Annotated in this window: 19 protein-coding genes and 1 pseudogene; 10 read left to right on the top strand and 10 right to left on the bottom strand. The window is 64.2% G+C overall.

The window, feature by feature from the left end:
- Window positions 1-13 precede the first annotated feature (13 nt).
- From AC3WTD_RS11880 to AC3WTD_RS11865, 4 genes are read left to right on the top strand one after another with little or no spacing between them, the layout of a single operon-like run.
- Window positions 14-1,582, top strand: a complete 1,569-nt coding sequence (locus AC3WTD_RS11880) for an ABC1 kinase family protein (protein WP_492613897.1) — start codon at window positions 14-16, stop codon at window positions 1,580-1,582.
- Window positions 1,579-2,052 (top strand): hypothetical protein, encoded by a 474-nt coding sequence (locus AC3WTD_RS11875; protein WP_027492535.1) that lies wholly within the window; start codon window positions 1,579-1,581, stop codon window positions 2,050-2,052. The genes AC3WTD_RS11880 and AC3WTD_RS11875 overlap by 4 nt, the downstream gene beginning before the upstream one ends.
- Window positions 2,049-3,266, top strand: coding sequence for an MFS transporter (locus tag AC3WTD_RS11870; RefSeq protein ID WP_492613896.1), 1,218 nt, complete (start codon window positions 2,049-2,051; stop codon window positions 3,264-3,266). The genes AC3WTD_RS11875 and AC3WTD_RS11870 overlap by 4 nt, the downstream gene beginning before the upstream one ends.
- Window positions 3,217-4,179 (top strand): DUF6629 family protein, encoded by a 963-nt coding sequence (locus AC3WTD_RS11865; RefSeq protein ID WP_492613895.1) that lies wholly within the window; start codon window positions 3,217-3,219, stop codon window positions 4,177-4,179. Before AC3WTD_RS11870 ends, AC3WTD_RS11865 begins: the two co-directional genes overlap by 50 nt.
- A 10-nt stretch (window positions 4,180-4,189) precedes the next feature.
- On the opposite strand, the gene AC3WTD_RS11860 is transcribed toward AC3WTD_RS11865, so the two are convergent.
- The 3 genes and pseudogenes from AC3WTD_RS11860 to AC3WTD_RS11850 all read right to left on the bottom strand — a co-directional run bounded on the left by AC3WTD_RS11860 (window position 4,190) and on the right by AC3WTD_RS11850 (window position 6,788).
- The gene (locus AC3WTD_RS11860; protein WP_492613894.1) at window positions 4,190-5,506 is read right to left on the bottom strand and encodes a hypothetical protein; all 1,317 of its coding nucleotides are present in this window, start codon (window positions 5,504-5,506) and stop codon (window positions 4,190-4,192) included.
- A 200-nt stretch (window positions 5,507-5,706) separates the two neighbouring features.
- Window positions 5,707-6,286 (bottom strand): annotated as a pseudogene (locus tag AC3WTD_RS11855) (oxidoreductase dimerization domain-containing protein); the annotation flags it as partial.
- Window positions 6,282-6,788 carry an IS630 family transposase gene (locus AC3WTD_RS11850; RefSeq protein ID WP_492613893.1) on the bottom strand — a complete coding sequence of 169 codons (507 nt, stop codon included), beginning with the start codon at window positions 6,786-6,788 and terminating at the stop codon, window positions 6,282-6,284. The gene AC3WTD_RS11850 and the pseudogene AC3WTD_RS11855, both read right to left, overlap by 5 nt.
- A gap of 105 nt (window positions 6,789-6,893) precedes the next feature.
- On the opposite strand from AC3WTD_RS11850, the gene AC3WTD_RS11845 reads away from it, so the two are divergent.
- Together AC3WTD_RS11845 and tnpC are read left to right on the top strand one after the other, a co-directional pair.
- Window positions 6,894-9,914: a Tn3 family transposase gene (locus AC3WTD_RS11845; RefSeq protein WP_063107840.1), complete on the top strand. Its 3,021-nt coding sequence runs from the start codon at window positions 6,894-6,896 to the stop codon at window positions 9,912-9,914.
- Window positions 9,895-10,263, top strand: a complete 369-nt coding sequence (gene tnpC, locus AC3WTD_RS11840; protein ID WP_068205447.1) for a Tn3 family transposase post-transcriptional regulator TnpC — start codon at window positions 9,895-9,897, stop codon at window positions 10,261-10,263. Before AC3WTD_RS11845 ends, tnpC begins: the two co-directional genes overlap by 20 nt.
- A gap of 18 nt (window positions 10,264-10,281) precedes the next feature.
- Here the strand turns inward: tnpC and AC3WTD_RS11835 are convergent, their stop codons facing one another.
- Window positions 10,282-10,668, bottom strand: a complete 387-nt coding sequence (locus AC3WTD_RS11835; RefSeq protein WP_027485211.1) for a MerR family transcriptional regulator — start codon at window positions 10,666-10,668, stop codon at window positions 10,282-10,284.
- 128 nt (window positions 10,669-10,796) lie between these two features.
- Between AC3WTD_RS11835 and AC3WTD_RS11830 the strand changes: the two genes are divergently transcribed.
- The 4 genes from AC3WTD_RS11830 to AC3WTD_RS11815 all read left to right on the top strand — a co-directional run bounded on the left by AC3WTD_RS11830 (window position 10,797) and on the right by AC3WTD_RS11815 (window position 14,594).
- Window positions 10,797-11,363: a cation efflux transmembrane domain-containing protein gene (locus AC3WTD_RS11830; protein WP_206370854.1), complete on the top strand. Its 567-nt coding sequence runs from the start codon at window positions 10,797-10,799 to the stop codon at window positions 11,361-11,363.
- 70 nt (window positions 11,364-11,433) lie between these two features.
- Window positions 11,434-13,392 (top strand): cytochrome c/FTR1 family iron permease, encoded by a 1,959-nt coding sequence (locus AC3WTD_RS11825; RefSeq protein ID WP_240954413.1) that lies wholly within the window; start codon window positions 11,434-11,436, stop codon window positions 13,390-13,392.
- 12 nt (window positions 13,393-13,404) lie between these two features.
- Window positions 13,405-14,028, top strand: coding sequence for a cation efflux transmembrane domain-containing protein (locus AC3WTD_RS11820; RefSeq protein WP_027485208.1), 624 nt, complete (start codon window positions 13,405-13,407; stop codon window positions 14,026-14,028).
- Window positions 14,025-14,594 (top strand): phosphatase PAP2 family protein, encoded by a 570-nt coding sequence (locus tag AC3WTD_RS11815; RefSeq protein WP_027485207.1) that lies wholly within the window; start codon window positions 14,025-14,027, stop codon window positions 14,592-14,594. Before AC3WTD_RS11820 ends, AC3WTD_RS11815 begins: the two co-directional genes overlap by 4 nt.
- A 210-nt stretch (window positions 14,595-14,804) precedes the next feature.
- On the opposite strand, the gene AC3WTD_RS11810 is transcribed toward AC3WTD_RS11815, so the two are convergent.
- The 6 genes from AC3WTD_RS11810 to AC3WTD_RS11785 form a co-directional block, all read right to left on the bottom strand.
- Entirely contained in the window at window positions 14,805-15,710 is a 906-nt protein-coding gene (locus AC3WTD_RS11810; RefSeq protein WP_043795557.1) for a cation diffusion facilitator family transporter, read from the bottom strand.
- Window positions 15,710-16,330 (bottom strand): cation efflux transmembrane domain-containing protein, encoded by a 621-nt coding sequence (locus AC3WTD_RS11805; RefSeq protein ID WP_027485206.1) that lies wholly within the window; start codon window positions 16,328-16,330, stop codon window positions 15,710-15,712. The genes AC3WTD_RS11810 and AC3WTD_RS11805 overlap by 1 nt, the downstream gene beginning before the upstream one ends.
- A 133-nt stretch (window positions 16,331-16,463) precedes the next feature.
- Window positions 16,464-16,793 (bottom strand): P-II family nitrogen regulator, encoded by a 330-nt coding sequence (locus AC3WTD_RS11800; protein ID WP_027485205.1) that lies wholly within the window; start codon window positions 16,791-16,793, stop codon window positions 16,464-16,466.
- Complete coding sequence (locus tag AC3WTD_RS11795) at window positions 16,790-19,924, bottom strand: efflux RND transporter permease subunit (protein ID WP_063107839.1); 3,135 nt, start codon at window positions 19,922-19,924, stop codon at window positions 16,790-16,792. Before AC3WTD_RS11795 ends, AC3WTD_RS11800 begins: the two co-directional genes overlap by 4 nt.
- Window positions 19,924-21,021 carry an efflux RND transporter periplasmic adaptor subunit gene (locus tag AC3WTD_RS11790; protein ID WP_027485203.1) on the bottom strand — a complete coding sequence of 366 codons (1,098 nt, stop codon included), beginning with the start codon at window positions 21,019-21,021 and terminating at the stop codon, window positions 19,924-19,926. Before AC3WTD_RS11790 ends, AC3WTD_RS11795 begins: the two co-directional genes overlap by 1 nt.
- Window positions 21,018-22,196 carry a TolC family protein gene (locus tag AC3WTD_RS11785; protein WP_043795569.1) on the bottom strand — a complete coding sequence of 393 codons (1,179 nt, stop codon included), beginning with the start codon at window positions 22,194-22,196 and terminating at the stop codon, window positions 21,018-21,020. Before AC3WTD_RS11785 ends, AC3WTD_RS11790 begins: the two co-directional genes overlap by 4 nt.
- Between the last annotated feature and the right edge of the window lie 141 nt (window positions 22,197-22,337).

The raw sequence follows: 22,337 nt of genomic DNA, 5'->3' as shown, positions 1-22,337 counted from the left end.
CTTTGGGCGTGGCATGCAGATCGCGTGGGCCGGCCTCGGCCTGGCCTGGGATGCGCTGCGTTGGCGGCGTCGCGCACCGGAGCGCTTGCCGGAATGCGTTCGCGTGACGCTCACTCGCCTGGGCACGACCTTCATCAAGCTCGGCCAGGGGTTGAGCCTGCGCTGGGATCTACTCCCCGCGGCCTATCGCGAAGCGCTGTCGCACCTGCACAGCGACGTGCCCCCGTTCCCATCGTCGCAGGCCGCCGCAGCGATCGATGCCGCATTCGGACAGCCACTGTCGTCCCTGTTCTCGGAATTTGATCCGAACCCGCTCGCCGCCGCCTCGGTCGCGCAAATCCATCGCGCGCGCCTGCACGATGGCCGTGAGGTCGTGGTCAAGATCACCCGCCCAGGAATCCAGGCCCAGGTTCATGCCGACCTACGCCTGCTCAGGCGCACGGCTCGCATCGCCCAGGTCGTCTGGCCGCCGCTGCGACGCCAGCGTCCGGTGGAGCTGGTCGACGAGCTCTCGCAGTTCATGCACGCCGAAATCGACATGCGCCACGAGGCGCAGAACATGCGGCGCATGGCGCCCGTGCTCGATCCGTTACCCGACGTCACCTTGCCCCACGTCATCGAGCCCTTCGCCGCGCGCGAGGTGCTGGTGCAGGAAATGAGTCACGGACAGCGGTTGGAAGCCTACTACAGGACGCCGCAGGCGCCTGCGCTCGCCATTGCGCTTCTCGACGCCTATCTCCACCAGTTGTTCATCGCAGGCGTGTTCCACGCCGACCCACATCCGGGCAACCTCTTCGTGCTCGACGACGGCCGCCTGTGTTTCCATGATTTTGGTTCAATTGGCGTGCTTGATCCGGGCGCACGGCTCGCTCTCGGCAGCCTGGTGGAGGCGGTCGTCGCCAATGACGGCGCCGATGTGCTCGATGCGGCCATCGCATTGGGATTCTTCGGTCCCCACATCGAACGGCGCGATCATGAGCGTGAAATCCACCTGATCCTTTCAGAATTGGTCGGTCGGCCGCTCGCCCAATGGTCGGTGGCCGAGGCGATCTGGCGCGTCGCGCGGATCGGCCATGGCGCGAGCTTCCGCCTGCCCGCCCATCTGCTGGTGCTCATGCGCACGCTGTTCCTCGTCGAGAACACGCTGCGCGCGCTGGATCCACAATTCGACATGCTCGGCACGCTGGCACGTCGCGCGCCGGAGATCGCGACTGCCATCGACGACGCCAGCCGCACGGGCCAGCGTCCGCTCGCAGCGCAGTTTGCACGCACGGCACGGCAATTGCCGCAACTGGCAGCCGACTTGCTGCGCCAGGCGCAACTCAATGGCGGACGGCCCGCATTCACCATCCACCACCGCGGCTTGGTATCCACACAGGAAGCGATCGGCCGCACCGGTAATCGGCTCGCACTGGCGCTGGTCACGCTGGGTCTGTACGTAAGTGGTTCACTGCTGACGCTCCATGGCGACGGCCCGCGGATGTTCGGCCACCTGCCAGTGCTCTCCGTCATCGCTTTCGTAGCCGCCGCCGTGCTTTCGTTGCGCCTGATCATCGGTATCAGCCGCTCGGGACACCTGTGAGCGACCTGCGTCTGCTCGCACCCAGCTTGGGCTCCGCGACCCTCAAGGCTGCGACTTACCACCTCGCTCGATCCGATCACGCAGACGCGGCACACCTGAGCAAGCCGGCCCGCATCGAAACTCCGATCCAAGGAGGTGCAGACCAACCTTTCGACGCACTGCTGCAGGGGCTGCCGACGGACGGGCATGTACCGGATGTCGTTGTGCACCGGATCGTTCATGGGGGAGACCTGGCGCACGGCTGCGAACTCGATGATGTCCCGCTCGCGCAATTGGATGCACTCGCGATGCTGGCACCGCCGCACCAACCAGCGGCGTTCGCCCTGGCGAGGGAGACACGCATGCGCTGGCCGGCGGCGCGGCACGGGGTGGCGTTCGACACGAGCTTCCACGCCACGCTTGCGCAGCTGCTGGCCGCAACGCGGACCGTGTCAACCCCGACGCAGCCTGCATCGGTGGAACCCGCGTGACGCAGGGACAGTCCACGCTGGTCGGGCGTCACGCCACGGTCGTGGCCAGCGCGGCGACGGCCTTGGCATACGGTTTGGTACTACCGGTGCTTCCGGTCCTGATCGCGCGTCTTGCCGATATCGATGCGGCACCGCTGACGGGGCGTCTCATGGCGGTCTACAGCCTGGCCGTGATCGTCAGCGCGCCGCTGTGGGGGTGGCTGTGCAGCGGCATGGGCGCAGTACGCGTGCTGCGTGTCGGATTGATCGGCCAGATCGGCGCCCTGGCTTTCTACACGCTGCCTCCGACACTTGCCAGTCTGATCACTGCACGCGCACTGCAGGGTCTGTTTGCTGGCGCCGTCCTGCCGGCGCTGCTCGCACAGGCCTCGCAGGTGGCTCTGGACGAAGCGGACCGTTCCCAAAGGTTTGCGGATGTCGTGCGTGGCGGGCTGCTGGGCGGGCTGTTTGGCCCAGGCCTCGGCGGCGTCCTGGCGTCGGACTCGCAGCTGCAACTGCCGGCGCTGGCGGGTCTGGCCGCACTCGCCGTCGCTACGGCCGTCGCCTGGCGGATACCGAGCCTGCCGGCGACCGCACAAGTAGTGGTTCCCCGGGCGGTGGGTCACCGCGGTGAATTGCTCGTTTGGCTCGCGCTGGGAGCGCTCGCCGCGGCGGCCATGAGCGTCTACGAAGTCGGTCTCACCACGCGTGGGCGACTGGCCTTGGGGCTCACCGCGCGTGATATCGGACTGATGTTCAGTGGTTGCGGCGTAGTCATGCTGTTGGCGCAGATGATGGTGTTCCACCGCGGTCATGATCCGGTACGTGCCTTCGGCTGGGTCGCGCCCGCATTTGTCGCAACCGCCGCCGGGCTGGCGATCCTCGCCGCGGTCGACCGGGCATGGGGCACGACGGCGGGCATCGTGCTGGTCGCGGCCGGCGCGGGCGTACTGCAACCTGCACTCACCTACTGGACTTCACGCACGGCAGGGGGCGGCGCCGAAGGGATGACGCTCGGCCTGCGTACCGCCGTGACCACCGCGGGCCAGGCGCTGGGCAGTCTCGCCGGCGGCTATGCCTTCACGGCGACGGCCACCGGCCGTGCGCTACTCGCCATTGGGCTCGTCCTGCTCGGGCTCGCGTCGATCACGACGCATCGTCTACGCCGGCGGCTGGTCTCGGTGCATGACGCGTCGATCGCCCCGCGGTCGGTGCCCAGGAACCGGCACACATGACACACGCATCGACACCAAACTGGTCTTTCCAACGCTGTCGCGACCGTGGCGCGCCCCTCCTGGCGCGGGCAAGGTGCGTCTGGACGGGGATCGCCTCTCGGCCTTGCAGCCGCATGACCCGCGGCTGTTCGCGCGCTTGCTGGCGCAAGGCTCGCTCAGGCTCAGCGAAGCCTACATGGATGGTTGGTGGGACGTCCCCCACGTTTCCGGGCGGCTACGTCGCCCAGCGCTGAATCATTTCCAGGAACCGCCACGTATGTGCTTTTCGGCTACCGCCAGTTTCACCGCAAGCGCAGCGCTCGCCGGCATCGGGCTGCTCGGCCTGCGCCGCGTGCCCGACCGCCGCTACCGACTGCTCGCCTGGATCCCGTTGCTGTTCGCGGCGCAGCAATTCACGGAAGGTCTGGTCTGGATGAGCTATCCATGGGCGGCGCCAGGATTGCGTGGCGTGGCGACTCAGGTGTATTCGGTATTCTCGCACCTGCTGTGGCCGGTGTACGTGCCTTGGGCGGTCCGCGCCATCGAGCCCGGTGCGCAGCGCCGCCGTTGGCTGGGGCTGCTCGCAATGGGTGGGCTCGCCAGTGCGGCCTTCCTGGCATGGGGCATGGTCGCCACACCGATCCATGTCGCGCCTGTCGGCGGGCACCTGGAATACGCCTCGCCGCACTTCTTCCTGCCGCTGTCATTGACGCTATACCTGGCGGCGACGACCTTGAGCCTGGCGATTTCCAGCCGTCCCCTCGTGCAGGTATTCGGCCTGCTCGCAATGATCTCGGCGGCAGTGGCCTACGCCGTCTACGCACGCTGGTTCATTTCCGTGTGGTGCTTTTACGCGGCGGCCGTCAGCCTGATCGTGTACATCGCCTTGCGGCATGCCGACGCTGCCGAACGAGTGACGAGTACCGACGGGTGACCTCCCCGACTCAGGGTACGCGTGCTTCGTGCGAGGTGAGCACCGCGGCGAATCCGCCGTGCGCGGTACGCATGTTCGTGGTCTGCCCCTGATAGAGGCGGGCCGCGAACAGCAGTGTGCCAGCCTCTGAAGCGAAGCAGCGCACATCGGCCTTGAGCGTGATGTCGGCGTGCGGGATACGCACGCTGGGCGGTGCGAAAGCCTGCGCCACGTAAGCCGCGGAAGCCATGGCTTCCCATGTGCGCCGGGTCACCTTGTCACCACGATAGCTGCCGCGGCTGCCGTAGCCGGACGCGGGCTTGAAGAAGTAGTGGTCACGCGCGGCCCACAGGGCATCGCGGTTTTCCGCAGTCAACTCGACCGTCGACGGGATGGCCTTTGCCAACAGATTGGCCGTGGAGGCATCGATTCCGTAGCTCTCGAGCAACTGCGGGGTATCGAGTACCGCGAGGTTGCGCTTGTCCGCGTACACCGCGTGTGCGCGGGGATGCGGTGTCAGCGCAATCGAGCCCGCCAGGTATGCCGTGGCCAGCGGCTGGCAGGCAGGTTCGCGTAGGGCGAAATCGGTAAGACGGTTGTAGATGGCATCGACCGGCCCGTCGGCGTCATGCAGGCCATTGCGGTCGTGAATGAGTTCTTCGGGCGCCCGGATCACCGTGTCGATGCCCCGGGCCTGGAATGCCTGCCGGTACAACTCGAATTCCGGATAAAGGAACTGCTCGCGCGGCGCGACATCGACGATGGCCATGCGCCTGGGCATCCGGCCGAGTTGGCGCTGCGCGTCCTCGAGCCATGCCGAAACGCCTGCCTCCTGCGCCGCGGCACCGGTCGCCCATGGCGCCCAGGCTGCCGGCGCGCAGGACTGCACGGCATCGAGCAGGAACGCGTTGAGCAGCAGCCCACCGGGATTGGTGTTGATCTCGATCAGCCGCGGCCCTTCGACCGTGAGGTGAAAATCCAGCCCCAGCACGCCGCCCGTGGAACCCGGATCATGTCGCGCGATCTCGGGGGAATGGCGCAGCACGTGCTCCACGTAGCGCGGATGCCTGGCGACCCGAAACACGGCCGCCGCAACGGAACTCATGGCGTCCAACGCATCCCGGTCCACGAACAAGGCATGTGGTGAAAACAGGTGCGCATGCCGCACCGGGTCGATGGCTCCCATCCCAGGAAGCGCCGCCTCCAGGGTTTGGCGCAATTGGTCGATGTCGACCACGGCGCAGCCGCAACGCCGGTTCAGCGCTTCCGGGTCCGTACCAGCGCAGTCGATGTCGCACGTGGGTATCTGCATGAGGCCGAAGATCTTGCTTTCCGGATGGAGACTCAAGTCCCAACCGGGCGCGCCTGCATCACTCGGCGCTGCTCGGCAGTCGGACTATACATCGAGGCTTTTCGATGCGTGGTATTGATCCATGCGTGGCGAGGCTTCGACGTCCTGACGGAGTGGCCGCGCCTCGATCGGTCGCCAGGCTCGTCGTGAGACTGGATCGCACGAAACCGAACAAACCCGAGATTCGCCTGTCGGATTCAGCCAGCGCAGCAGGACAGTTGCCTCACGTCCTTGCCGAAGGTCTGCGCCGCGCAGCTTGAGCCCTTCGACCATGGTCAGATACGGGAACAGCTGGTCGGCCAGCTCCTCGACGGTCATGCGCGCACGGATCGCCAGCGCCGCCGCCTGGATCAGCTCGCCCGCCTCCGGCGCCACCGCCTGCACGCCGATCAGCCGATGCGAAGCCACCTCGACCACCAGCTTGATGAAGCCGCGGGTGTCGAAGTTGACCAGCGCGCGCGGAACGTTGTCCAGCGTGAGCACGCGATTGTCGGTCTCGATTCCCTCCAGCTGGGCTGCCTCTTCGGACAGCCCGACCGTGGCGACCTGCGGGTCGGTGAACACCACGGCTGGCATCGCCGACAGCTCCAGCATCGCGTTGCCGTCGGTCATGTTGATCGCTGCACGGGTGCCGGCGGCGGCCGCGACGTAGACGAACTGCGGCTGGTCGGTGCAGTCGCCAGCGGCGTAGATGTCCGGCGCGCTGGTACGCATAGCCGCGTCGATCCGGATGGCGCCTTGCGCATGAGTTGCCACGCCTGCGGCATTGATACTAATTTGCGTTCAATGATATAGAAGTTATCCACTTGAAGCCGGTCAAAGACTGGGTTTGGTCGTGATCGACTTCCAGTGCGCGCAATCCGCCGGCTAGGGTCGTTTCGACGGCATCGAGGTTCTTGAAGACCTCGTTGCCGAAGTCTTGCTCGCGCAAGGCCTTCCAGAGATGCTCGGCTGGGTTGAGCTCGGGGCTATAGGGGGGAAGGAACACCAGGCGCATGGAGTCGGGAACGACCAGGGCGTTTGCCTGATGCCAGCCGGCTTGATCCATGACCATGAGAATGAACTCGCCAGGATGGCGACCGGCCACTTCGGCCAGGAACAGGGACATGGCCTCGGCATTGACCCACGGCAAGATGAGACTGTCGAGGACGCCGTCGTGAGGACTCACGGCGGCGAAGGCGTAGATGTATTGACGTTCCAGCCGCGCCCCCACGACAGGACGTGTCGGTGAGGGCGCCCAACATGGGGTCGTGCCCGGATACGGGTAAAATTGGGTCATAGCGTGCTGCAACTGTGTGACACTGCAACAAAATCGTGTTCGCGGTTGGTCTTGGTCACCATCGTTCGTTAAGCTCAAAGCCACCCTCTCTCTCGGATGGTGGCCATGGCGAATCTTGAGCGCACCGCGTACCCGCGGTTTCCTCGTGTGATCACGACACGCGACCTGCTCCGGTATTACACCCCCGATGCGGACGAAGTGGAATGGGCTTCGGGCTTTGCTCGTAGCGATGCGGGCCGCTTGGGCTTGATCGTGCTGCTCAAGACGTTTCAGCAGTTGCATTACTTTCTTGCCTTGGAGAGCGTGCCGGCTGAGATCATCGGCCACATTCGGACGGTGTTGAACCTGAAGCCAGCCACGGCGGCTGACTATCGGGGCTCCAAGACCCTCTATCGGCATTTCGCGGCCGTCCGTACCTATCTCGACATCCAACGCTACTACGGCAAGGAAGCACAACGCATTGCCGTGCGTGCAGCGTATGAAGCGTCCGAAGTCATGGACCAGCGTGTTGACGTCATCAATGCAACGATCGAAGAGCTGATCTATCGCCGGTACGAGCTGCCGGCGTTCTCCACGCTGGACAGGATCGCCGAAGCCGCGGCCGTGACTGCGCAAGAGCGCCTGTATGACAGCGTCAGCGCGGGTCTGACGACCGAACGTCGGGATTTTTTGGACAGTCTGTTGGCCACCGACTTCGCCCAGCGGCAGTCGGCTTTCCAGGCGATCAAGGCCATCCCCAAGCGGGCGACCAAAAAGCACCTCGAAGCCGTTCTCGATCAGTTGGCGTGGCTGAAGACACTGGGCGACGTGGATGATTCACTCCGCGATGCCCCCGTGAACAAGATCCGGCACCTCGCCCACCAAGCCGCTTTGCTCGATGCGGATGACCTCAAACGCACAGTACCTAGCCGGCGATACGCCCTGATGCTCGCACTGATTCACCGCATGCGGGTTCGCGCACGCGACGATCTCGCGGAAATGTTCATTCGCCGCGTGAGTACGCTGCACAAACGCGCCAAGGAAGAACTCACCGCGATTCAGATGCACCAACGTGCGATGGCCGAACAGCTCGTCGCGAAACTGGACGATGTCCTGGCGATCCTCGCGGAGGAAAAGGAAGACCCTGCTGCCGGACGTCGCATCCGCGCACTGCTGACGCCGGACGGCAATTTGGAGGGGTTACGCGAAGACTGTGCGGCGATTCGTCTATCGGGCGGTAGCAATCACCTGCCATTGCTCTGGCGTTTCTTCAGCAGTCATCGTGCAGTGTTGATGCGGCTTGCGCGCACGCTTGATTTCGTCTCGTCGACGCAGAACCAATCGCTCATGGAAGCGTTGGCCATCGTGCTGGCCAACGAAGGTCGCAAAGCCGAATGGGTTTCCGACGCGGTGAATCTGCAATTTTGCTCGGAACGGTGGCGCAAGCTCATCATGCGCTCTGACGATGGCCCGTCCGTCAATCGTCGCTACCTCGAAATGTGTGTTTTCTCGCACCTGGCCAGCGAGCTCAAATCCGGTGATACCTGTGTGGTGGGATCGGAGGCCTTCGCCGACGTCCGAGAGCACTTGCTGCCATGGGCGGAGTGCGAAGCGCGCCTCGCCGATTTTTGCGCCAAGGTCGATATTCCACCCTCAGCGGCGGCATGCGTCAGCGAGCTGAAACAACGGTTGACCGACACGGCGGCACGCATCGACGCCGCGTTTCCCGAACTCAAGGGAGATGTGGCGATCGGTGCCGATGGCGAGCCGGTGCTGCGTCGCGTCCAGGCGCGGGATATCCCGGCGTCGGTGATTGCCCTGCAGAGTGCACTCGGCCGTGAACTCCCCACGCGGAACCTCCTGGATATTCTGGCCAACATCGAGCACTGGACGCACTTCACGCGGCATTTTGGCCCGATATCGGGGCACGAGCCGAAGATCAAACAGGCCACCGAGCGTTATCTGCAAACGGTCTTCGCTATGGGGTGCAACCTGGGGCCCAACCAAGCCGCGCGCCATTTCGTCGGCGAGGTCAGCCCGCATATGATTTCGCGGGTCAACCGCCGGCACGTCACCGTCGAAAAGCTCGAAGCCGCCACTCGCGAACTGGCTGAGCTCTATCTGCGCCTCGATCTTCCGCGGCTCTGGGGTGACGGCAAGAGCGTCGCGGCCGATGGCACGCAATATGACTTCTACGATCAGAACTTGTTGGCGGGCTATCACTTTCGGTACCGCAAGATGGGTGCGGTGGCCTATCGTCATGTCGCGAATAACTACATCGCGACCTTTCGGCACTTTATCCCGCCGGGTATCTGGGAGGCCGTCTACGTCATCGAAGGCCTGATGCAAGCCAAGCTGTCGGTCGAACCCGACACCGTGTACTCGGACACGCAGGGCCAGTCGGCCACCGTGTTTGCGTTCACGTACCTGCTCGGTATCAATCTGTTGCCGCGGATACGCAACTGGAAGGATCTCGATTTCTTCCGTGCCGACAAGCAGACCCACTACAAGCACATCGACTCGCTCTTTCATGGCGCAATCGACTGGACGTTGATCGAGACCCACTGGAAGGATCTCCTGCAGATTGCTATCTCGATCCAGGCGGGCAGGATCGCCTCCCCGATGCTTCTGCGCCGGCTCGGTGCGAGCAGCCAACGCAACCGCCTTTTTCTGGCGGCGCAGGAGCTCGGGCGCGCCCACCGCACCGTCTTTTTGTTGAACTGGATCGGTAGTTTGCCCTTGCGCCAAGAGGTCACGGCCGAGACCAATAAGATCGAGTCGTACAACGGCTTCGCGAAGTTCTTTTCGTTCGGCGGCGACGTGATCGCCGAGAACGATCCAGACGAGCAACAGAAGCGTCTTCGGTATAACGATCTGATCGCCTCGGCCGTGATCTTGCAGAACACCGTGGACATGATGCGCGCCCTTCAAAAGCTTGCTGATGAAGGTCTCGCGGTGTCGGGACACGACGTGGCCTTTTTCTCACCCTATCTGACCGGCGGCGTCAAACGGTTTGGTGACTATCGCCTTGACTTGAAGCGACCGCCCGAACCGTGGATTCGTGACCGCCTGTTCAAGGATGCCGCCAAAGCCGCGCGGGCGACGACCCTAGCAACGGAGCAAGCGAATGACCCAGCGATCGAATAGCACGGGGCGGATCGACGCCGCGTCGCCCCGCGGGGGTGTCGACGTCATAGGACTTCAAAAATTGCGCGCGACCTTTGATACGACTCACCTGTTGCGTGCGGTCGATGATCTCGACACCGTTCGCGCGGTCCTGGTCGATCCGGACGAATTACGCGCCGATCTTCTCCGGTTGCATGGGATGGCGCACACCCTGATCAACGGGGGAGCCTTATCCGCGACGAGCGTCGATGAAACCATCACCGAGTTGGCGGCAGACATTGAGGCCGAGCTGGAGAGCATGAGCGCCTTGCTCCTGACCATCCGACAACGGATACGGCCACTTCTGACGCTGACCCCTGACGATGGCTAATGGAGGAATGCAGACCATCTACCCTGCCAGCGATTGCAAGATGGTGCAGGTTGCTCGCGTGTCGTGATGGCACGTTTCGATCATGCCCCGCAGCTCGGCGGCCAGCGCCGCCAATTCGCGCTGCTTGGCTTCCACCTGTGCCAGATGCGTTCGTGCCACGCCATCGACCTGCTTGCACGACAGTTCCGTGCGTGAGGCAAGCGTGAGTAGGCTACGGATTTCTTCGAGGCTAAAACCCAGCGCGCGGCTGCGCACAATGAACTGCAAACGCTCGACGTCGCTATCGCGATAGTTGCGGTATCCCGCAGTCGACCGCTCCGGCGGCGGCAGCAACCCGATGCGCTCGTAGTAGCGTACGGTTTCCAGATGACAGCCGGTGGCTTTCGCCAGATCGCTAATGCGCACGGTGGTTGACTCCGTAGTAGCTACGGACTTTAGTCTACGCCGCACACCGCATAAGAGTTCAAGTGATGGCATGTTGCGACTGTGAATCAACCGGTCAAGCGTTGGCTCGCTCTGCGGCCCAGCGTCGCGTGTTATGGACGGTCTTATTCATCAACGTGGCGATCTTCGTGGGCGAATTCGGCGCGGGGCTTTGGGCTGATTCGACCGCGCTGCAGGGAGACTCCCTGGACAGTCTCGGCGATGCGTTGGTGTATGCGCTCAGTCTCTGGGCCGTGGGACAGGCCCTGCGGTGGCGGGCGGGGTCCGCTCTGGTGAAAGGCGGCATCCAGCTGCTGTTCGCGGGGATCGTGATCGCCGAAGTCGGCCGCAAGCTGGTGACGGGTGCCGAGCCCTTGACGGGTGTGATGGCGATCGCCGCCGGTGTCGCGCTCATCGCCAATCTCACCTGCCTCGCGTTGCTGACCCGATTTCGTTCGCACGACATCAACATGCGCTCGGTCTGGCTGTGCTCGCGCAATGACGTCATCGGCAATGCCGGCGTTTTGCTGACCACGGCACTCATGGCCTGGAGCGGCTGGACATGGCTCGATCTGGCTTTTGGCGCCTTGCTGGCGTTGCTTTTCGCGCGAACCGGTGTCGAGGTCCTGAGATCCGCGTGGCCGCAGTTTCGTTTGCACCCCTCGCACGTCCAGTGAACGCCATGCTGCCACCGAATCCCTCTCTGGCTATACTTCAACAATGATAACGACACGCATTCGCAATATCTTGCACCACGTCGCCGTGGCCGCCCTTCTGGTGTGGGGCATAGGCGCGCTGCCGGCACAGGCCGAGGACATCCCTTCCGCCGTCCCGCAGACCTGGCAGATGCTCGACTACCTGGCGACCGATTACGCGGGCGCGGTGAAGGATGGCGCTGTGATCAGCACGTCCGAGTACGCCGAGATGCGGGAGTTCACGGCGACAGCGCGATCGCGTATCGCCGCGTTGCCACCGACCGTCGCCACACCGGCACTATTGCAACAAGCCGATACGTTGGTGGCCTCGGTCGAGGCCAAGGCGACACCCGCGCAGGTGGCGACGCAGGCGCATGCACTGGCCGATGCGTTGCTGCAGGCGTACCCGGTGCCGACCGCACCGGAACGCGCTCCCGATCTGGCGCGCGGGGCAACGCTCTATCAAAACCAGTGCGCCGCTTGTCATGGCGCCACCGGACACGGTGACGGGCCCGCTGGCCTGCTGCTATCGCCCCGACCGGTGAACTTCACCGATCAGACGCGGGCCGATCAACGCAGCGCGCTGTCGTTGTATGAGGTGATCAGCCAGGGCGTGGCAGGCACGCCGATGGCGAGCTACGCGCAGCAACTCTCTTCCGATGACCGCTGGGCGCTGGCGTACTACGTGGGTTCGCTGGCTTACGCCAAGGAAGCGGTCGCCGGTGCCGATACCTGGCAACACGACACTGCCGCGCGAGCGCAGATCGCGGATCTGAAGGAGCTGTCGCGTGCGCGTGTTGCGCAGCTGACACCTACTCTTGGTGCAGAGCGTGCTCGGACGATCGTGGGTTACTTGCGAGCTCACCCTGACGTCATCCAGCAGCAGGCCTTGGCCGGCATCCCCCTGGCACGGGCGCGACTGGCGGCGAGCCTGACGGCTTACCGTGCTGGTGCGAAGACGCAAGCCACCCAGCTGGCGCTATCCGCCTACCTCGATGGCGTGGAACCGGTCGAACCGCAACTCAATGCACGTGACAGCGCGCTGCGCGCCCAGCTCGAAACGTCGATGGGTGCCTATCGCAGCGCATTGTCGGGTAACACTCCCGTGGAGTCGGTGGTGAAACAGGCCGATGCCATTGATGGTCTGTTGGTACGCGCACAGGAAGTCACCGCCGATGCGGCGAGCGATGCGGCCGCCATCTTCTTGGGTGCCTTCACCATCCTGGTTCGCGAGGGTCTGGAAGCCCTGCTGGTCGTGGTCGCACTGCTCGCTTTTCTACGCAAGGCCGCGCGACCCGAAGCGCTGCGCTACGTGCATGCGGGCTGGATCCTTGCGCTCGTGGCCGGTGGCATCACCTGGGCGATCGCCAGCTATGCGATCTCCATCAGCGGTGCCGGTCGTGAATTGACCGAGGGACTGTCGTCGCTGTTTGCGGCGTTCGTGTTGCTCGGGGTCGGTCTGTGGATGCACCAGAAGAGCATCGGTGGTCGCTGGCAGGCGTATCTAAAGGAAAAGATGGCGGCCGCGCTCAACCGACGTTCGGCGTGGTTCCTGTTCGGACTGGCCTTCATCTCGGTGTACCGCGAGGTGTTCGAGAGCATCCTGTTCTACGCTGCGTTGTGGAACGACGGCCAGGAAGTGTGGCTGCTCAGCGGCATCGCCGCCGGTGCCGCGGTGCTGGGGCTAATCGCCTGGGTGCTGCTGCGCACCAGCCGGCGGCTGCCGATCGGCACATTCTTCTCCGCCAGTTCGGCGCTGATCGCCGTGCTCGCCATCGTGCTGACTGGCAAAGGTATCGCCGCCCTGCAGGAGGCCGGCTGGGTCGCGGTGAGCGTGGCGCCAGTGCCGCATATCGAATTGCTGGGCATCTATCCGACCTGGCAATCCTTGTTGGCCCAGTTGGCGATTTTGGTGCTGCTGGCTGTCGGATTCGTGTTCAATATCCGTCGTGGCCGTCAACGACTCCCGTCACCTCCAACGACTCGGGAAGTGCTCCCCGATGCAGACTGAAGGCGACAAGACATGAGCGACTGCGGCTGCCACGTGCAAGCGACCAATGAAGCGGAACGCCGAATTCTGCGCGTCGCCTTGGGGCTCAATGCCACGATGTTCGTGGTCGGCATCGTCGCGGGGCTGATCGCCCAGTCGATGGGATTGATCGCCGACTCGCTGGATATGCTGGCCGATGCGAGTGCCTACGGCATCGCCCTGCTGGCGTGGGCGCGCAGCGCGAGCTTCAAGGCCTCGGCGGCACAACTGAGCGGAACACTGCTTTTGGTGCTGGGGCTAGGCGTCTTGCTCGGTGTCGTGTGGCGCCTTGTGATGGGAAGCCACCCCGAGGGCTTATGGATGACGGGCATCGCCTTGGTGGCTCTCGTCGTCAACACCACGGTGCTGCGCTTGCTGGAACGCTTTCGTCATGGTGAGGTGCATTTGCGAGCGACTTGGCTATTTACCCGGGTCGATGTCCTCGCGAACTTGGCGGTCATCGTCTCCGGTGTGCTGGTGCTTCTATGGCACAGCGCGGTGCCTGATCTGGTGATCGGTACGGCCATCGCCTGCTATGTACTGAAGGAGGCGCTGGGCATTCTGCGCGAAGCGAAGGAAGCGCGGGTTGCCGCCAGCGAATCGATCGTCAAACCATGACCGCTCCGGCATTGGGGCTTGGCCCGGTGGTGTATGCCGTTGACCTTCGACTGTTCCACGCCATCCATCCGTCTACACCGCCGTCGCCCGCGATGCTGCATCTGGCGCGCGGTCTGGCCGATGGGCCGTTGATCCTGACCGCTGCTCTCCTTGGGACGATGCTGATGTTTCCTCGGTGGTCGATGCGCTCGATCGCCCTGAAAGCGGTGGGTGTCGCTGCCGTGGCACTACTCCTGAATCTGGTCATCGGCGCTGTCTGGGATCGAGCGCGCCCCTTCGTGGCCGGTGTCGGCCAAGCATGGGTCTCCCATGCGGCGACCGGCAGCTTTCCCAGCGACCACCTGACCGTGCAGTGGGTCGTCGCCGGCATACTGTTGCTGAATCAACGCAGCCGAGTTTGGGGCATCGGGATCGCACTGCTTGGTCTGCTCATGGCATGGGCACGCATCTACCTGGGCGTGCATTATCCCGGCGATATGCTGGGAGCCCTCGCGATAGGTGGGCTGGCCATGCTGAGTGGCTGGGCTGGGGTTGCGAGCCAGCCCCACGCCGTCCAACGGCGGTGACCACGTAGCCGCGCATACTGTCGGCCTTCCACCGTGGCCAGCGTCGCCAGCGGGCACGCGATCGCCCAGGTTCATCGGCATCGCACGCACAATGACGTGCGCAGGCTTGAGACAGGACGACGGTTCCCGTCGCAGCCACGCCACGCCGACGGGGAGTCATCGCGTGGAAGCGGCACCGGGCTCGCGGTTTGGCAAAGCGACTGTGTGAGGTCAAACCTTTTGCGGCTCCTCGCACCCCAGCCCGCACGACGTTGTTTCGACCTGCAGCGTCACGTGATGGATGTCAAAGCGCGCCTCCAGCATCTGCGCCAGCCGGAGCCGCAGCGCTTCTGCGTCTGATGCGTCGCCATCCATGATCACATGCGCCGCCATCGCCGAACGCGTGCTGCTGAGCGCCCATACGTGCACATCGTGCAGCGCAGCCACGCCCGGAGTGGCCAGCATTTCGGCGCGGACCCGTTCAGTATCGACGCCACGAGGCGTCCCCTCCATCAGGACATTCCCGGCCTCTCGCAGCAATGTCCATGTCCGCGGCAGCACCCACAGACCAATCAACACGGCGATGATTGGATCGGCAATGTAAAAGCCGGTGAACTTGATGATCAACGCGCCGATGATTACGCCGACCGAACCGATCATGTCGGCCCAAACTTCCAGATAGGCGCCTTTCACGTTGAGGTTTTCACCGCTGCCGGCCTTGAGCAATCGCATCGAGATGAGGTTGATCACCAGCCCGAGCACCGCGATCACCAGCATGCCGGTGGAGGCCACCGACGGCGGTTCGCTGAAACGCCGCACCGCCTCCCACAAGATGTAGCCGGCGACGAGGAACAGCAAGCCACCATTGACGAGTGCGCCGATGGCTTCCATGCGCGCGTAACCATAGGTGCGTTTCGCATCGGGGGGACGTCGTGCCAGGCGCACGGCGGTCAGCGAGATCGTCAGCGCGATCACATCGGTCGCCATGTGTGCCGCGTCCGACAACAAGGCCAAGCTGTTGGTAAGCAGACCGCCGATGATCTCGGCGACAAGAAACATACTGGTCAGGCCGAGTGCCCACCACAGCGGCGTCTCGTGCCTGATCTCCGTACCCACATGATCGTGCCCGGCATTCATCAGTTGTCTCCACTCACGTAGCTTCGCCACGCCATGCGGAACACCCGCCATGCCGAGCGCAGAAACATCAACAACAACGCCGACGCAACCAGCAGATCGGGCCAGCCGGCGCCGAAGAAGCCGACGCCGGCGGCCGCTGCCAGCACGGCGACACCTTCGAACACGTCATTGCGCGAGCATTCCCAGGCCGAGGCCATGTTGACGTCGCCTTTGCGGTAAGGCAGCAGCAGGCGCAGGCATGCGGCATTGGCGACCAGGTTCAGCAAGGCGGCGATACCGATCGCCTCGAAGATCGGCACGCCAGGATGCAGGAGACGCCAGCCAATCTGGATGGCGACTGCAAGCGCCGCACCAAGAATCAGTGCGCCCTTGAACAGCGCCACCCGGGCCTTCGCGCGGTCACTGGCACCAACAACCGCAAGGCTCAAGAGGTAGGTGAGCGCATCCCCAAGATTGTCCAACCCGCCGGACAGCAGCGACGACGAACCGCTGTAGATCGCCGCGGCCAGCATCATCGTGAAAGTAGCGAGGTTGATCGCCAGAACGATCATCAACACCCGACGCTGCCGCGCCTGCAACGCGGCAATATCGATGGTGGTGGCACAACACGTATCAGACATGAGCCGGTAACCCGATGGATTGGATGCATGCTTCAGGTATTGGAATCCCTCATGGCGGCGACCACTCTACGCGGCCGCCGCCGTGTTATGAAATGACACCGATGCAGCGACGTGAGTACTCCCGCTGCCCCGATTAGTCGTTATCCACACGCCCGTCGATCGGCCACGCCCGATCCACCGTGCTCTGGTAGACCCAGCCCGCAACACTCTGGCCGGTGCGTCCGTGCAAACGGATCAGCTGCACGGCCCGTTCGGCTTGGTCGTCCTCGCAAAACACTTCGAGCTTGATCTGCTTGGTCACCCGTTCGCCCAGTTCCATCGAATAGATCTGTTCCTGGGCACTGAGCGCGGTCAACAACCCTTTGACGTCGCTCACCGAGAGATAGCGGAACCCACCGTCCTCCAGGGCATGGATGACGTCGACCACGCGGCCGCGATGGATGAATGCCTTTACTTCTTTCATGGGGTGTTCTCCTTGGCGAGGCGCCGGGCGGCGCGTTCTTCGATCCAGTCGTAGAGCACCGGCAGCAGCACCAGCGTCAGCAACGTCGAGGTGATCAGCCCGCCCACCACCACGGTGGCGAGCGGACGCTGGGTTTCGGCACCGACGCCGCTGGACAACAGCATCGGCACCAGGCCCAGGATCGCCACGCTGGCGGTCATCATCACCGGGCGCATGCGTAGCGCGGTGCCGCGGATCACCGCCTCGCGCACGGGCAAGCCTTTCTCACGTTGCTCGTTCAAGAAACTCACCAACACGATGCCGTTCAACATCGCCACGCCGAACACCGCGATGAAGCCGATCGCCGAGGGCACCGACAGGTACTGCCCGGTAATCGCCAGCCCGACGATGCCGCCAATAGTGGCGAACGGCACGTTGGCCAGGATCAGCGTGGCGTGCTTTACCGAGTTGAACGCGGTGTAGAGCAAGACGAAGATGAAGAAAATCGTCGCCGGCACGATCAGCGACAACCGCTTCAACGCCCGCTGCTGGTTCTCGAATGCGCCGCCCCATTCGCTGTAGTAGCCGGTCGGCAGCTTCACCTGCTGCGCGATGGCGGCATTGGCCTCCTTGACGAAGCCGTCGATGTCGCGACCACGCACGTCCATTTGGATCACCGCATAACGCTGCAGCTGTTCCCGACGGATGAACGAATAGCCTTCCGCATCACTGACCTCGGCCACTTGCGACAACTGCACCAGCGCGCCACTGGCCGTGCGGATCGGGATGCGCTGGATCGCCGGCAAGGACGCCTTGTCCGCATCGTCCAGCCGCACCGCGATGTCGAAGCGTTTCACGCCATCGAGCAGGGTCGTCACCGGTTCGCCACCGATGCCGTTCTTCACCACGGTCAACACGTCGTCGGCGTTCAAGCCATAGCGGGCCAGTGCATCGCGATCCACCTTGATGCGGATCTGTGGCTTGCCGATGTTTGCCTCCAGCGCGAGATCGGCCACGCCGGGCACCCCGGCCAGCGCGTTTTTGATGCGGCCGCTCAGGCGATCCAGCTCGCCCAGATCATCGCCGTAGATCTTCAGCGCCAACGTGGCGCGCACACCGGAGATCAGTTCCTCGATACGCATCTGGATCGGCTGGGTGTAACTCACCACCGCGGTGGGCAAGGCCGCCGACAGTTCTTTCTGCATGGCCTCCTCGATGCTCTCCAGCGTCTCGCCCTTGCGCCATTGATCCTTAGGCTTCAGCGGGGTGTACACCTCCATGTAATTCACGTCGGCTGTCTCGCCTTTCTCGGCGCGACCGATCATTGCCAGCGTGGTTTCCACTTCCGGAAACTTCTGTTTGATCAGCGTCGACACCTGTTTGGAGATGGCGATCGACTCGTCGAGCGATGCCGACGGGATCGAGGTGATCCGCCACATGATGGCGCCTTCCTTCAGGTTGGGCATGAACTCCTTGCCGAGGAACGGGAACAGCGCGAGGCTGCCGAGCAAGGCACCGGCGGCGATGCCCAACACCAGTTTGCGACGTGCCAACGCCCAGGCGAGCACCGTGGCGTAATGGCGTTTCAGGAACGCCACCAACCAGGTGTCCTTCTCTTCCTTCGGTTTCAGCACCAGCGCGGCGAGTACCGGGATCAACGTCAAGGCGAGAATCAGCGATCCCGCCATCGCGAAGCTGATGTTGAACGCCATCGGCTTGAACATCTTGCCTTCCAGTCCTTGCAAACTGAACAGCGGCAGGAACACCACGATGATGATCAGGATCGCAAACGCCATCGGATTGGCCACCTCGCGGGCAGCCGCCAGCACCGCGGCGGTGCGATCCACCGGGAGCCCATGCGCCTTGCGCTCGGCCATGATGCGGTAGGCGTTCTCCACCATCACCACCGCGCCGTCCACCATCATGCCGATGCCGATCGCCAGGCCCGCCAGCGACATCAGGTTGGCCGAGAGGCCGACCTGATTCATGCAGATGAAGGCGATCAGCATGGCCAGCGGGAGCGCCACCACCACCACGATGGCGCTGCGGAACTCGCCCAGGAACAGGAACAGGATGATCGCGACCAGGATCGAACCTTCGATCAAGGCACGCACGGCGGTTTCCACGGCCGCATTGACCAACTCGGTGCGTTCGTACACTGGCTTGACCACGACGCCGGGCGGCAGCGCCTGCTTCACCGTGTCGAGCTTGGCTTTCACCGCATCGACCACGCTCTTGGCGTTCTCGCCGATGCGGGCAAGCGCCTGGCCCATCACCACTTCCTTGCCATCGCGGGTCACCGCACCGGTGCGCGGTGCGCCCGCTTCGGTGATCGTGGCCACATCACGCACGTAGACCGGGGTACCGTCCTCGGTCTTGAGCACGATGTTGCCCAGATCCTTCGCGTTCTGGATCAGGCCCAGTCCACGCACCAGGTACTGCTCGCGGCCCACATCGACGAAGTTGCCGCCGACCTGGGCGTTGTTGGCCTGCAGCGCCTCGATCACGTCCTTGAAGCCGAGCTTGTGCGCGATCAGCTTCATCGGGTCGATGCGTACCTGGAACTGCTTTTCCTGGCCGCCCCAGGAGGTGACGTCGTCGACGCCGGGGGCGGTGCGCAGGATCAGGCGGATGGTCCAGTCCTGCAGGGTGCGCAGGTCCATGTCGTTCGGCGCGGTGCTGGCGGTAGCACCCTTGAGCTTGTTGTCGGCTCGCTCGACGGTGTACCAGAACACCTGGCCGAGGCCGGAGGTGTTCGGTCCCATCGCCGGTTTGCCGTAACCCGCCGGCAAGCGATCGCCGACCTGCTGCAGCCGTTCGTTGACCAGCTGACGGGCGAAGTAGATGTCCATGCTGTCGTCGAAGTACACCGACACGTAGGACAAGCCGAACAGGCTGACCGAGCGGATCTGTTCCACCTTGGGCAGGCCGGCCAGTGCCGACTCCACCGGCGTGGTCAGCAGTTGTTCCACGTCCTCTGCCGCAAGTCCCGAGGCTTCGGTGTACACATTGACCTGCACCGGTGTGACGTCCGGGAAGGCATCGATGGGCAGCTGACGCACCGCCTGAAAACCAAGGAAGCCGATCACCACGAAAACGATCAGCACCAGCACCTTGTAGCGCAGGGAGAATTCAACCAGACGTTCCAGCATCATTCTTCTCCCAACTGCGAGCGCAGCAAACGGGCCTTCAAGGCGAAGGCGCCCTTGCGCACGTAGGTGTCGCCGGCCTTGAGGCCCTGGGTGACCATCGTCCAGCCATCACGGGTGTCGCCGACCATCACCGGCGCCGGCTCGAACGTGCCGTTGCCTTTGGCCAGGAACACGGTCGGCTGGTTTTGCAGCAACACGATCGCTTCGGCCGGTACCGCCAGCTTCGGCACCGCCTCACCGACCGCGATGCGCGCTTCGACCAATTCGCCCGGGCGCAGGAGGTTGTTCGGGTTGGCAACTTCGATGCGCACCGGCACGGTGCGGGTGCGTTCGTTCGTCTGCGACGAACTCAGGATGACCTTCCCCGTCAGCGTCTGGTCGTGCGCCAGCACGCGCGCGTCCATGCCGGGTTGCGCGCGGGCCGCATCGCCCGGCGCGAGTTGCGCCTCGACCCAGACCGCGTCGTCGTTGACCAAGGTAAACAGGGTACGGCCGGGCTCGACGCGTTCGCCGATGAGGAACTCGTCACTGGCGATGCGCCCGGCGGTCGGCGCCAGCAATGCATAGCTGCCATCCGCCTTGGCGGAACCCGCGCGCAGCATGCCGCGGATCTGGCCGTCGGATAGCCCGTAGGCACGCAGCTTGGCACGCGCCTGATCGCGCTGCACCTTCGCTTCGTTGTAGCGTCGTGCCGACACCGCCTGCGGTCCCAGCGACGCGATCCGTTGCCAGTCCTGTTCGGCCACGATCAACGCGCCTTGCGTCTCGGCGACCTGCACGCTGGAGAGCACCACCAACGGCGCACCGGTTTTCACCACGTCGCCGAGCTTGGCCTTGCGGGCCAGCACCTGCGATTCGACGCGCGGCGACACCAGCACGGTGGAATACGCATCGGCTTTCACTTCGCCGGGGGCTTTCAGTTCATCGGTCAGGGCGCGCGTGGCGGCCTTGTCGAGCACGATGCCGGCGTCCTTGATCGCCTTGGCATCCAGCGCGAGCGGATTGGCGGGTGCGGGTTCCTGCGCCATGACAGGGCCGGCCAACGCGGCCAGCAGCGCCATGCCCAGCAGGCTGCGTTTCAAAAGAGAGAGATTCATCGGGGGATATCCTGATTAAGGCCGTCCTGAGTAGGACCGTCCTGAGTGCGGCCATCGAGCCAGTCGGTCAGACGGCCCGCAGCGGTGAGGTAGTCGAACCAGGTCTGCCAGGTTTGGCTTTCCAGTTCCTGGCCGGACAGCGCGGTGTCCAGGCTCTGTTTGAGCTGCACGAGGTAATCGGACGTGCTGATTTCGCCGGCACGCCAGAGCTTCTCCAGCAACGCGGTGCGATCCTCGAATGCAGCGGCCCGGCCGCTGCGAAAGGCTTCGGTCGCACTGCGCAAGGCGGCGTAACGGGCTTGCGCTTCCTGCAGTCCGGCGCGCAGCACAAACTGGCGTGAGCGCACACCGGCCGCCGCTGCATCGGCTTCCGCACGGGCGGCATCCACTTCGGCACGTCCGGTGTTGAGCACCGGCAACGGAATGGACACGCTCAGACCGATCACCTGATCGGTGCGCGGCCCGCTGCGTACCTGTCCGCCGGTCAAGCTCAGCGTGGGATCGGGGATACGTGCCCGGCGGGCGACTTGCACCCCGGCCTCGGCACTCGCTTGCTGGGCGCGGGCCTGGCGCAGTTCGGGCAGTTCATCGACGGGCAACGGCGTAACACTGCCCGCCGCCGGTGACATACCGTTGGGCAACGGTGGCAACGCGGTCAGTTGATCGCCACTGATGGCCAGCAACGCCGCACGAGCTGCCGCTTCATTGCCCGCGAGTGTGGCTTGTTGCACCTGCGCCTCACCGAGCGCCAAGCCGGCCAAGTCGCGTTCCGGACTGCTGATGTCGCCCACCTTCAACCGCTGTGCGGCCAAGTCATCGAAGCGCTTCATCAGCGCCAGGCGGCGTTGCCCCAGTTCGCTCTGTCGGGCTGCGAGTGCGGCCGTCGACCAGGCTTTCAGCCAGCGGGTGGCCACATCGCGACGCAGCAGGTTGTAGCCAGCTTCGGCCGCCAGCAGGTCGGCCTCGCCCTGGCTGGCGCGAGCGCGGCGTTTGCCGGACAGATCCAGCGGCAGGCTGATGCCGGCCGTGCGCCGATTGGCGTCGGCATTCTCCGCATCAAGCGACAGCGAGGGGTTGTACAGCGGCTGCGCAGCGGCACGCGCACGGGCCTGGGCAGCATCCAGATCCGCGCGCGCGGCCTGCACCTCGGGACTGGCTTGCCAGATACGGCGCACCGCATCCTGCAAGGGCGACGTCGACAACGATGTCGGCAGGGGAGCTACCGGTGGGGAGAAAGGGGATACGGGCGCGGCACTGAGCATCGCCGCGTACAACAGACACACGGCGCCGATGGGCACCGAACGAAAAACAGACAT

The organism is Rhodanobacter sp. FW106-PBR-R2A-1-15 (assembly GCF_058789735.1).
Note: the sequence above shows the minus strand (reverse complement) of the source record. Positions and strands in the feature narration are given on the sequence as shown.

What these genes read in the sequence shown, in the direction of transcription:
- AC3WTD_RS11880 (WP_492613897.1), top strand. Translation starts at nt 14, where the DNA reads ATGCAGATCGCGTGGGCCGGCCTCGGCCTGGCCTGGGATGCGCTGCGT.
- AC3WTD_RS11865 (WP_492613895.1), top strand. Translation starts at nt 3,217, where the DNA reads ATGACGCGTCGATCGCCCCGCGGTCGGTGCCCAGGAACCGGCACACAT.
- AC3WTD_RS11850 (WP_492613893.1), bottom strand. Translation starts at nt 6,788, where the DNA reads ATGACCCAATTTTACCCGTATCCGGGCACGACCCCATGTTGGGCGCCC.
- AC3WTD_RS11845 (WP_063107840.1), top strand. Translation starts at nt 6,894, where the DNA reads ATGGCGAATCTTGAGCGCACCGCGTACCCGCGGTTTCCTCGTGTGATC.
- tnpC (WP_068205447.1), top strand. Translation starts at nt 9,895, where the DNA reads ATGACCCAGCGATCGAATAGCACGGGGCGGATCGACGCCGCGTCGCCC.
- AC3WTD_RS11820 (WP_027485208.1), top strand. Translation starts at nt 13,405, where the DNA reads ATGAGCGACTGCGGCTGCCACGTGCAAGCGACCAATGAAGCGGAACGC.
- AC3WTD_RS11815 (WP_027485207.1), top strand. Translation starts at nt 14,025, where the DNA reads ATGACCGCTCCGGCATTGGGGCTTGGCCCGGTGGTGTATGCCGTTGAC.
- AC3WTD_RS11810 (WP_043795557.1), bottom strand. Translation starts at nt 15,710, where the DNA reads ATGAATGCCGGGCACGATCATGTGGGTACGGAGATCAGGCACGAGACG.
- AC3WTD_RS11805 (WP_027485206.1), bottom strand. Translation starts at nt 16,330, where the DNA reads ATGTCTGATACGTGTTGTGCCACCACCATCGATATTGCCGCGTTGCAG.
- AC3WTD_RS11800 (WP_027485205.1), bottom strand. Translation starts at nt 16,793, where the DNA reads ATGAAAGAAGTAAAGGCATTCATCCATCGCGGCCGCGTGGTCGACGTC.
- AC3WTD_RS11795 (WP_063107839.1), bottom strand. Translation starts at nt 19,924, where the DNA reads ATGCTGGAACGTCTGGTTGAATTCTCCCTGCGCTACAAGGTGCTGGTG.
- AC3WTD_RS11790 (WP_027485203.1), bottom strand. Translation starts at nt 21,021, where the DNA reads ATGAATCTCTCTCTTTTGAAACGCAGCCTGCTGGGCATGGCGCTGCTG.